The sequence below is a fragment of the Fulvivirga kasyanovii genome (assembly GCF_009711405.1).
In the GTDB taxonomy this organism is placed as follows: Bacteria; Bacteroidota; Bacteroidia; order Cytophagales; family Cyclobacteriaceae; genus Fulvivirga; species Fulvivirga kasyanovii.
Genome location: NZ_SMLW01000428.1, coordinates 1 through 9,975 on the forward strand (window position 1 = coordinate 1; position 9,975 = coordinate 9,975).

General features: G+C 43.8%; 11 protein-coding genes and 1 pseudogene. 5 read left to right on the forward strand and 7 right to left on the reverse strand.

The features are described 5' to 3' along the window. Nucleotides 1-273: 273 nt before the first annotated feature. Together E1163_RS31180 and E1163_RS31185 are read left to right on the forward strand one after the other, a co-directional pair. Nucleotides 274-969, forward strand: coding sequence for an IS110 family RNA-guided transposase (locus tag E1163_RS31180; RefSeq protein ID WP_246223527.1), 696 nt, complete (start codon nucleotides 274-276; stop codon nucleotides 967-969). A 28-nt stretch (nucleotides 970-997) separates the two neighbouring features. Then, complete coding sequence (locus tag E1163_RS31185) at nucleotides 998-1,501, forward strand: IS110 family transposase (RefSeq protein WP_246223528.1); 504 nt, start codon at nucleotides 998-1,000, stop codon at nucleotides 1,499-1,501. Nucleotides 1,502-1,724: 223 nt separating this feature from the next. On the opposite strand, the gene E1163_RS06335 is transcribed toward E1163_RS31185, so the two are convergent. Together E1163_RS06335 and E1163_RS06340 are read right to left on the reverse strand one after the other, a co-directional pair. Continuing rightward, nucleotides 1,725-1,979 (reverse strand): RNA recognition motif domain-containing protein, encoded by a 255-nt coding sequence (locus E1163_RS06335; protein ID WP_155170597.1) that lies wholly within the window; start codon nucleotides 1,977-1,979, stop codon nucleotides 1,725-1,727. Between the two features lie 359 nt (nucleotides 1,980-2,338). Further along, on the reverse strand, nucleotides 2,339-3,058 hold the full coding sequence (locus E1163_RS06340) for a methyltransferase (RefSeq protein WP_155170598.1): 720 nt from the start codon (nucleotides 3,056-3,058) through the stop codon (nucleotides 2,339-2,341). Nucleotides 3,059-3,263: 205 nt separating this feature from the next. Between E1163_RS06340 and E1163_RS06345 the strand changes: the two genes are divergently transcribed. Genes E1163_RS06345 through E1163_RS06355 form a run of 3 tightly spaced genes read left to right on the forward strand, consistent with a single transcriptional unit; the run spans nucleotide 3,264 to nucleotide 6,204 of the window. Then, nucleotides 3,264-4,958: a formate--tetrahydrofolate ligase gene (locus E1163_RS06345; RefSeq protein ID WP_155170599.1), complete on the forward strand. Its 1,695-nt coding sequence runs from the start codon at nucleotides 3,264-3,266 to the stop codon at nucleotides 4,956-4,958. 42 nt (nucleotides 4,959-5,000) lie between these two features. Beyond that, entirely contained in the window at nucleotides 5,001-5,849 is an 849-nt protein-coding gene (fdhD, locus tag E1163_RS06350) for a formate dehydrogenase accessory sulfurtransferase FdhD (RefSeq protein ID WP_155170600.1), read from the forward strand. Beyond that, the gene (locus E1163_RS06355; RefSeq protein WP_155170601.1) at nucleotides 5,833-6,204 is read left to right on the forward strand and encodes a DUF7009 family protein; all 372 of its coding nucleotides are present in this window, start codon (nucleotides 5,833-5,835) and stop codon (nucleotides 6,202-6,204) included. Before fdhD ends, E1163_RS06355 begins: the two co-directional genes overlap by 17 nt. 57 nt (nucleotides 6,205-6,261) lie before the next feature. Here the strand turns inward: E1163_RS06355 and E1163_RS06360 are convergent, their stop codons facing one another. The 5 genes and pseudogenes from E1163_RS06360 to E1163_RS06380 all read right to left on the reverse strand — a co-directional run. Next, nucleotides 6,262-6,717, reverse strand: coding sequence for a carboxymuconolactone decarboxylase family protein (locus E1163_RS06360; protein WP_155170602.1), 456 nt, complete (start codon nucleotides 6,715-6,717; stop codon nucleotides 6,262-6,264). A 113-nt stretch (nucleotides 6,718-6,830) separates the two neighbouring features. Next, nucleotides 6,831-7,673, reverse strand: a complete 843-nt coding sequence (locus E1163_RS06365; protein ID WP_155170603.1) for a sigma-70 family RNA polymerase sigma factor — start codon at nucleotides 7,671-7,673, stop codon at nucleotides 6,831-6,833. A 118-nt stretch (nucleotides 7,674-7,791) separates the two neighbouring features. Beyond that, on the reverse strand, nucleotides 7,792-9,195 hold the full coding sequence (locus E1163_RS06370) for a S41 family peptidase (RefSeq protein ID WP_155170604.1): 1,404 nt from the start codon (nucleotides 9,193-9,195) through the stop codon (nucleotides 7,792-7,794). Nucleotides 9,196-9,280: 85 nt separating this feature from the next. Then, a complete protein-coding gene (locus E1163_RS06375; protein WP_155170605.1) occupies nucleotides 9,281-9,703 on the reverse strand; it encodes a DUF3995 domain-containing protein in 423 nt (140 codons plus the stop codon). Beyond that, a pseudogene (locus E1163_RS06380) lies at nucleotides 9,703-9,975 on the reverse strand (carboxypeptidase regulatory-like domain-containing protein); the annotation flags it as partial. The gene E1163_RS06375 and the pseudogene E1163_RS06380, both read right to left, overlap by 1 nt.

The window sequence follows — 9,975 nt, forward strand, 5'->3', positions numbered from 1 at the left end:
TTACTAAACTTCTGAAAGTTTGGTAAAGCTGAACTGTTCAATAGCACTGACAGAAATTAATGGCCTCCAAACCGAGGCTGTTACTTTACCGCGTATATCACCTCACCCGGCAAGGCATACAAGCAGTTCAGATGTGCAAAAAAACATATGACCAGATAGGAAGCACTATTTACCAATAAAACCTACATGATTTAGGAATCACCAACAGCCATGAAAGTCGAGGCTTTTAGCCGAGCGGTATCTTTGTACCAATAAAACTTAACGACTTGTATCATGGCTGCTAGTGAACTTCCTATATTATTATCGTGTGGTTGTGGACTTGATGTCCACAAAGACACAGTAGTTGCTTCTGTCAAAGGTAAGGATATTGAAACACAAACTCAGACATTTTCCACCTTTACCGAGGATCTTTACAGGCTGGTAGGCTGGCTCCAAAATCAGGGCATTACCCATATTGCCATGGAAAGTACCGGAGTATATTGGAAGCCCGTTTATCATATTCTGGAAGAGTTTTTTGAGGTCATATTAGTGAATGCCCGTCACATTAAGAATGTTCCCGGCCAGAAGACCGATAAGAAAGATAGCGAGTGGATTGCCACGCTGCTATTGAGTGGTTTGCTTAAAGGTAGTTTTGTGCCTGATCAGTCTATTAGGGAGTTACGCTTTCTTCATCGCCATAGAAGGAAACTCATAGGGATGCGTACCGCTGAGAAAAACAGACTACAGAACATTTTAGAAGATGCCAATATCAAGCTGGCCAGCGTGGTCAGTGATGTCTTTGGCAAATCGGGTATGGCTATGATAGAAGCCATCGTAGAAGGTGAGACTAATCCATTAAACTTATCCTCCTTAGCTAAGGGTTCACTTGTAAAAAAGAAAAACGTGCTCATTAAGGCGCTAACGGGAAGAATAACCGATCATCACAGGTTTATGCTGCAATTTGGTACTGAAATCCATCCAACATATTAATGATCAAATAGCACAACTAGAGGCTCGAATGGATCAATACAATTTACAGTATCGCCAACAAATACAGTTATTGCAATCTATACCTGGGGTATCTAAACAAATAGCTATCGGAATCATCGCTGAAATTGGAGTAGACATGGACCAATTTCCTTCACATGCTAATTTAGCCTCCTGGGTTGGGGTATGTCCTGGCAACAATGAGAGTGCAGGTAAAAAATACTCATCACGTACCACCCATGGCAATAAATATCTTAAAACCACACTGGTAGAAGCTGCTTGGGCGGCTACCCGATCAAAAGCAAACCCTATCCTGGCGGACAAGCATAGAAGAATTGCGGCACGTAGAGGTCAAAAGAAAGCAACCATTGCCATCGGACATAAAATATTAATAGCTGCTTATCATGTGATGAGAGACCACGAACCTTATCAACCCAGTATACAAGATAAAGCTATCTTAGAGCAGCGCCGTATAAGAAAAATAGAAAGGTTAGAAAAGCAATTGAGTAATCTCAAAAATACGTCTTACAATTAAAAGGTCGGCCTTTTTTTGGTGGTTAAACTCCCCGCAAATAAAACTGACAACAGACGTTAAGAACCAACAGTTGATGCCTTTGAGCTCGTAGAAAAAATTATACTCTTGTTTCAAATAGCCTTCAAAATTATTACAATCTATATGGATTGGAGAGACTTTCAGAAAAAAAAAGCCGCCTCAAATCAAATTGAGGCGGCTTTATAACACTGACGTTTATTATAAATTAATAAGTTTCAGTCTTCGGTCTCGCTTCTTTTACAACGATAGTTCTTCCATCAAATTCAGACTCATTGAGTGCCTGAATGGCCTCTCTGGCTGCATCATCATCTGGCATTTCAACAAATCCGAAGCCTTTAGATCGTTGTGTTTCCCTGTCAAAGATAACTTTGGCAGAAGTGACTTCACCAAATGCTTCAAACTGTCTTTGGAGTTCTTCGCTGGTAGTTCGGTAGTTTAGCTTTGCTACAAAAATGTTCATTGGAAATAGTAATTAATTAAAAACACGATGTTTGAGTGTCAGGGAGTAGCAAGGCTTAATAAGGCCCTCGCTATATCAATGAGGCCCAAATATCGATATAAAGATAGTAGAACTCATCCATTAATGCTAGTGATAGGCCGATTGTTTATTTTTAGGTAACATTCTGATGATTTTGTTTGTAATTCTCTGAAAAACAGCTTTTTATATTTTTATCGACTTGGTTTTAGAGATTATGCGGGGGTTAAACTGAAAATTTTTTCCTAAAAGCAATCTATCTCAACGGTATCATATTACCCGTTCTGAGCTGCAAATTTTTAAGGGCAGGAGATGGTCAGGCTGTGAAAATTTGACGTTACCCGCTATAGTTTTATATGAAAATCACGCGTCAGGTTTTTGTACCCTTCTGTCCATTCACCATGCTCAAGGTATTGAACCAAACGGTCTTCCCTGGCAGGGCCTTCTGTACGGGTAAACTCTATCAGGTGGCGCTCGGAGGGTTTGTGGGCTTTAGGAAAGAAGGTTGTTATATGACAGGGATGTAAACCATAATCGGCAGCCATACTGATGAAATTGTCACTTTCGGTTACCGGGATGATAACAGAAAACCTGCCCTGATCTGAAAGCAAACCAGCGACGGTCTGTATCAGGTCTTTTTGGGGTAACTGACCGGTGTGCCTTGCCTGGTGCCGGTTTGCAGAGGGGGAAGCCGTTCCTGAGTTGAAGAATGGCGGGTTGGAGACAATAAGGTCATAAGCATGCGTAGCATGTGCGCTGAAATCTTGAATACTTTCATGAAATACCTTTACCCTGTCGGCCCAGGGACTATGGCTAACGTTCGTTAATGCCTCGGCTGCCGAAGCCTGATCGATTTCTATGGCATGAATGCTGGCAACAGGGTTTCTCTGCGCAATCATTAAAGCAATCAGACCTGTGCCTGTGCCGATATCCAGCACTGTTTTGGAGCCGGTAACATTGGTCCAGGCGCCTAGCAGTACCCCGTCAGTGCCCACTTTCATGGCGCTGCACTCCTGTTTAATGCTAAACTGTTTGAAATCGAACTGGCCCTTTCTTCTTTTCACGTGGCAAATATAGCAGGATGCATTTGAAGCGTACAGAGTATTTAAACATGATAGATCTTTAGCAGCTTAGGTTTGATCTGTTGTATGGTGCTAATGTGCAGATATCTGGTAAAAAGTGAGTTAAATACACACTAAAAATGAGATGGTTTCGGATTACCTGTTAAATTTGAACATCAACAAAGAGAAATAAAGCTACAATATTAATATGAGTACTTCAGTCAAAAGAAAACCGGGAACCGATCTTGAAATAGCCCAATCGGCAGACCTTCGTCATATTCGAGATATAGCAGCATCAGTGGGAATACCCGAAGACAGCCTTGAAATGTATGGTAAATACAAAGCCAAGCTGCCCCTAGACCTGATTGATGAAGAGAAAGTAGCCCAGAGCAACCTCGTCCTGGTCACTGCTATGACGCCTACACCGGCGGGTGAGGGCAAAACCACTACCTCCATAGGCTTGACTGAGGGGTTGAACCGTATTGGGAAGTCAACCACTGTTGTGTTGCGAGAGCCGTCCTTAGGGCCTGTATTTGGTATGAAAGGTGGCGCAGCCGGAGGGGGATACTCCCAGGTAGTGCCCATGGAAGATATCAACCTTCATTTTACCGGAGACTTTGCTGCCATAGAAAAGGCCAATAATCTGCTGGCCGCCATGATTGATAACAACATTCAAAATACAAAAAACAATCTCGGCATAGACCCGCGTACGGTAGAGTGGAAGCGCGTGATGGATATGAACGACCGCTCGCTGCGTAATATAGTTACAGGTATGGGAGGCAAAGCAGGGGGTATGATGCGGGAAACCGGATTTAACATCACTGCCGCCTCTGAGATCATGGCGATCTTATGTCTGGCGAAAGATATGGATGACCTGAAAGCCAAAATCGGAAATATATACATTGGAGATACGTATGGCGGCGAGGCCGTATTTGCCAGGGATATCAAAGCGGAAGGCGCCATGGCAGTTCTGCTGAAAGATGCCATCAAACCTAATCTGGTTCAAACGCTTGAAGGCAATCCTGCTATTCTTCATGGAGGGCCCTTTGCTAATATTGCCCAGGGAACAAACTCGGTTATCGCCACTAAAATGGGCATGTCCTTATCTGACTATGTGGTGACTGAGGCAGGTTTTGGCGCTGACCTTGGCGCTGAAAAATTTCTGAACATCAAGTGTGGTTATTCAGGGCTTTCTCCAAAAACCATAGTGGTAGTAGCTACCATACGCGCTTTGAAATACCATGGAGGCCACCCGCTGGCAACATTAAAGGAGCCGGATACTGTTAGCCTGTCCAAAGGTCTGCTTAACCTGGAAAAACACCTTGAAAACACCAAAATATATGGAGTGCCGGCCGTTGTAGCCATAAATAAATTTGTAAGCGACACTGACGAAGAGATCAATATTGTAAAAGAAAGGTGTGAAGCCCTCGGGATCAGGGTGGCATTATGCGAAGGCTGGGAGCATGGAGGAGAGGGCACCAAGGAGCTTGCCGAGCAGGTAGTGGCATCGGTGGAGTCCTTTAAAGGTAAATACAAGCCGGTATATGACTGGAGCTGGAGTGTAAAAGAGAAAATTGAGGCAGTAGCGCGTAAGATCTATGGTGCACGGGATATTGAGTTTTTACCAAAAGCTAAGCAGAACCTGAAGAAAATCGAAAGAATAGGCTTGAACGATAAGCCAATTTGTATAGCCAAAACACAAAATTCTTTCAGTGACGATCCTAAATGGCTTGGAAGACCGGAAAATTTCACGTTGACGGTAAGGGAAATAGAAATTGCTGCCGGAGCAGGCTTTTGTATACCCGTAACAGGTAATATGTTACGTATGCCTGGCCTTCCTTCCATGCCCGCCGCGGAAGGTATGGATATAGACAACAACGGTAAGATTACGGGTCTGAGCTAAGACTATAAAAGCAAAACCTACAGGCCATAAAAGATAATCCCGATGAATAAAGTAGGTAAGGCAGAAATATTAAAGATAGGAAAGGGCGCTCCGGTTTTCAGGCCGGACCTGATAGCCGTTGAAGAGCCGCTTGAGATTCGTATTGGATTTGGAAAAGAAGGGAAGCGAGAGCAGCGGAGCATATCAGTCACCATGAGGACACCGGGACATGATTTTGAATTGGCACTGGGGTTTCTCTTTACCGAAAACATCATTTCGGCTTATGATGAAGTGGTAAGTATCCGCTATTGTCAGGATGCCGGCAGACAGGAGGAACGGGAGAACGTGGTTCGTGTGGAACTGTCTCCTGAAGTGCAGATTGATTTCAAGAAAATTGAGCGGCATTTCTACACCTCATCAAGCTGCGGGGTTTGCAGCAAAACCTCTATTGATGCTGTAAAAACCGGTTGCCCTGTACTACATTCCTCACTTAAGGTAGATGAAAGCATCATCCACCAGGCTCCGGCTATATTGCGCCGTGAGCAGCAGGTATTTGAATATACCGGTGGCCTGCATGCTGCAGGGTTGTTCAGTCAACAAGGAGAGCTGATAATAATGCGCGAAGATGTAGGGAGGCATAATGCCCTTGACAAGCTGGTTGGGGCAGCCCTGGTGAAGCAGATGATTCCACTGGCCGACTATTTTGTGCTGGTGAGTGGAAGGGCCAGCTTCGAACTGGTGCAAAAATCGCTGATGGCCGGTATACCACTTATGGCTGCGGTGGGAGCGCCATCGAGCCTGGCAGTGGCCTTAGCTACTGATTTTAACATGACTTTGCTGGGCTTTGTAAGAAACCTTAGCTTTAATGTATATTGTGGAAGAGAAAGACTGATCTATGAAAATAAGAATTAAAGGCAACACTCTGAGGCTTCGGCTCTCGCAGAGTGAAGTTGATGAGGTGAAAAATGAAGGACGCACCAGTGATAGCATTGATTTCGGCCACCGGAAACTCATCTACACGTTACAGGTAATCGACCAGGCAGAAGTTTCTGCATCTTATGACGGTGACTTTATCATGGTCAATATTCCGCCTGAAATCTCCGAAAACTGGGCCAATACCGATCAGGTTGGCTTTGAGGCGGAGCAGCCGTTGGAGGGTGGAGACAAACTGTACATTTTGATAGAAAAGGATTTTCAGTGCCTCAACCCCAGGCGTGGTGAAGATGAAAGTGACCTGTTTGACAATCCATTGAATGACACTTGCTGAAATAAAAAGAGTGCCCCAAAATACTTTCCGGGACACTCTTATTTTGACTTCTTACTTTTAATGCTGTCCTACCTGGTAGTTACCGGGAGTAAATTTGAAGCAGGTGGCCACCCTGTTCCATGCATTGATCTGTGCTATGGCCAAAGTAAGATTGGCTATTTCTTCTTTCGAAAAGTGCTTACGGAGCTCTTCATACAAGTCCTCATGTACGCCCCCATCGGGCAACAAAGTCAATGCTTCTGTCAGGGCCAGCATCGCTTGTTCCTTTTCTGAATAATATGGTGTCTCCCGCCAGGCAGAAACAGAATATAGCCTTAGAGGAGATTCCCCTGCATGAGTAGCCTCTTTAAAGTGCATGTCCAGACAGTATGCACAATTGTTGATTTGTGAAGCCCTGTAACGCATGAGCTCAAGTTCCTTAGTGCTAATTCCGCATTTACGTAAATGCTCTTCGGTTTTCAGCATTCCGGTAAACACACCCTGCGGTAATTCCTGATACGAAATTCTTTCCATGATTGAGATGATTTTTAAAGTTTAAAAGTGATTTCATGGATATGACAGAAAACCCCGGCACCGCGTGACACATTTCTTAAGTTTCTAAGAAAAATAAATGATATAGTTTGTAACTATAAGAAATTCAGTTGATTAAGTTTTTTAGGATTGCGTATAAAATAAATGTTTTCAATGTTGCCTTCCTCATTGAGCTGTAGTACCTGGCAGAGATGTATCGTATTGCCCTCAATGTATAACAGGGCCGGCTGGTGGTTAAGTGTGGTGTAACTGATCCTGACATCGGCATGCTTAAAGAACTTTTCGAAAACCCCAAGCAGAAGTTTCCTGACGTTTTCAGGACCAAAAATGGTTTTTCTTGCAGCAGAAGCTTCTTTTCCTCCATCAGATACGGCTTTAATGTCATTGGTAAGCATCTGTTGCAGCGCTTCTGCATTGCCATTGAGCATCACCTCTACAAACTGCTTTAGCCTGGCCTCGTCTTTGTCTGATCGGGACACTGCCGCCGGGTTCAGTCGTTGCTTGGCCCTTTTGAGTATCTGACGGCAGTTGTCGATAGAAATATTAAGCAGTTCGGATATTTCGGCATGGCTGAAGTCAAAAGATTCTTTTAAAATGAAAACAGCCCTTTCTTTTGCATTGAGCTGCTCCAGCAAAACCAATAACGAATAGGAGAGAATATGCCTGCGGTCCATTTCTGTTTCCAGTTGTACCGGCTCCGGCAGCCATTCTCCTGGGTAGTCTGAGAGCCGTTCCTTCTGCTTTCCTTTAAAGTTGATGGCACCATTAATTACTGCGCGGATCAGGTAAGATTTTTGATTTTCAACCTTTTCATGGTCTACATTTTGCCATTTGATCATGGTCTCCTGTATGATGTCTTTGGCATCTTCCGCACTTCCCAAAATGTTGTAGGCATATGGAAAAAGGGTTTTCTGGTACTCATCAATGTTGAATGGCATGACTCACGCTTTTTGGTGAAACTAGGGAAAAGGAATAAAAGGTGCTATAGAAGCCGCACAAAATAAAAACGGCTACCCCCTGGAGGAAGTAGCCGCTTTGCAGGTGCACTGCTTATTTTTATTTCAGAGGCCTGTCAAAGATCAGCCTGTTTGTTCTTTGTTTTTTATCTACTGAGGTCATGATAGGAGTAAATTCTTCCCCGCTCGTTCTGGCCTGGCGCCCACCCATACTGGAGCCCTGGATCAGCTCGATGGCACGGGCCAGTAAGGGTTCTTCAATATCACCCAGCGCCTTCATAGGATACTGGAAATCGTTTACCAGGTTATCTCCAACAGGAGCAAACCCATTGTCATAACCAGAGTACATTTCACTGTTAAAGATCTTGAATACGATAGGAAGTATACCATACTCATTATCTTCGTTATCCTCATCTTCAATAGGAATAGACCCTACGTTCTTGCCTACAGTAGTGTCACCGATAATCGTTACATCCATATAAGGGTCAAGACCGTTAATGATCAATTCGCTGGCAGAGGCTGTTTTTGAGCCGGTAAGTACATAAAGTTTGCTACCGATGTCACTGCCGATATTTTCCGCTTTACTTAAGAATTTTCCTCTCAGGATGTCGTCGCCGTCAGGCTGGCTTTCAATATAATTTTGATACAGGTCATTCCACTGATTTTGGTAGAAAATGTTTGATGTAGTTACGCCCGGAGCCAGTAAACTTCCCAGGTTGGTAGCGGATGATACGGAACCCCCACTGTTGTATCTCAGGTCGAGGATCATCTCATTTACACCGGCACTTTTGAACCCGGCTATGATCTGGTCCATTTCAGCATCATAGGCTTTGGCATCAGTAGGCCCCGGAGAGAAGAAATTGTATACATAATAACCGATTTTTCTATCGCCGATGGTGAACACAGTGTCCAGCAGATTAGGATTTTCCGCCAAAACTACTGCAGAAAGACTGGCAGTTCCCTGATCTTGGTAGCTATCCAGTCCTTCGTCATACCTTCTGTAGCTGATAGAGTGATTATTATATATCTCAGGTATCAGTGTCTGGTAATTAGACAAGTTGATGGTCGTACCATTGATCTGGTAGATAACATCACCTCTTTTCAGGCCAATGCTTTCGGCTGAAGAATTGGCTTTGGTATAAAGCACAATAGCCACCACATCGTTGCTATTCTCGACCCGTGCGAGAGCGAATTCATAACCGGCATCCTTGCTTACACCGCTCAATGAGTTGATAAGCTCTTCGTAGTTGGGAACAATTACTGAAAACCGGTCACCCTGAAAAAGTAAGTCATTGAAAAGATCTTCAGGCTCCTGGGTTTTGTCTACATCGGCAGGGATTTGATCTGTCCAGTAGTAGACCTCTTTCATGATATCGTAGAGCCAGTTATTGGTATCCAGTTTTAACTGTTCGTCTGGTGATAAAGCATCATCGTCATCTTTACAGCTTGAGAAGCCAACCAGAACGGCCAGCAACAGTAGGATTGAGCGGTTAATCTTCAGCATTATATTTATTGTTTTTTGAATATAAAAATAGGAACGTCTGACCACGAAAAAAAATTCTTTAGGTCAAATAGAAAAATATTGCAAGTCAGCTCAGGTTGATTATAAAGCTACTTATACCCAGGTACAGACAAAGCGGAGAATAATATTTCGTATCAAGGGAGGCAAAAGTGCTGTGCTTCACCTTCTTCATAAAGCCTACATACCTGAAATCTCCTATGGCTCGCAAAGTGAATATAGCGCCAATAAGCCATAAGCTATTGGTGACAAGCCACTGAGGCAGAGCCGGAATAGGCATGAAAGTATGGATGATAAAGAGTGCGGCAAAAGTCAGCAAACCTGCAGCCACAACGATGCAGGCAAAAATCCCGGGTGTGAAAAGCGGCTCATTGCCGGGGGTTGAGGGCAAGGCTTTCTCTGCAGCCCATTTTCCTCCAAAAGCCCAATAAATATGCAGAAAGCCCAGCATCGCCAGGATTGAGATGTTGATAACAGATAAAGTAGCGATCATTAATAAACAGCTTTGTAGTTGATGTCTATATTTAATTCCGTCATTTCACCCTGCTTTACAGTAACGGGATTGACATTGCCCTCACCGTCAAAAACATTGGCAAACAACCCGTCTTCCTCTTTGGTAAATACAGAGTACCTTCCCGGAGCCAGTTGAACTGTAAAGTTGCCATTTTCATCTGTCTCAACAGTTTTGATCAATTCCGAGGGTACTTCTTTGTAAAGCTGGTCCTCCTGGATAACATTCTTCATGGAAGTAACTTCATAGATAAG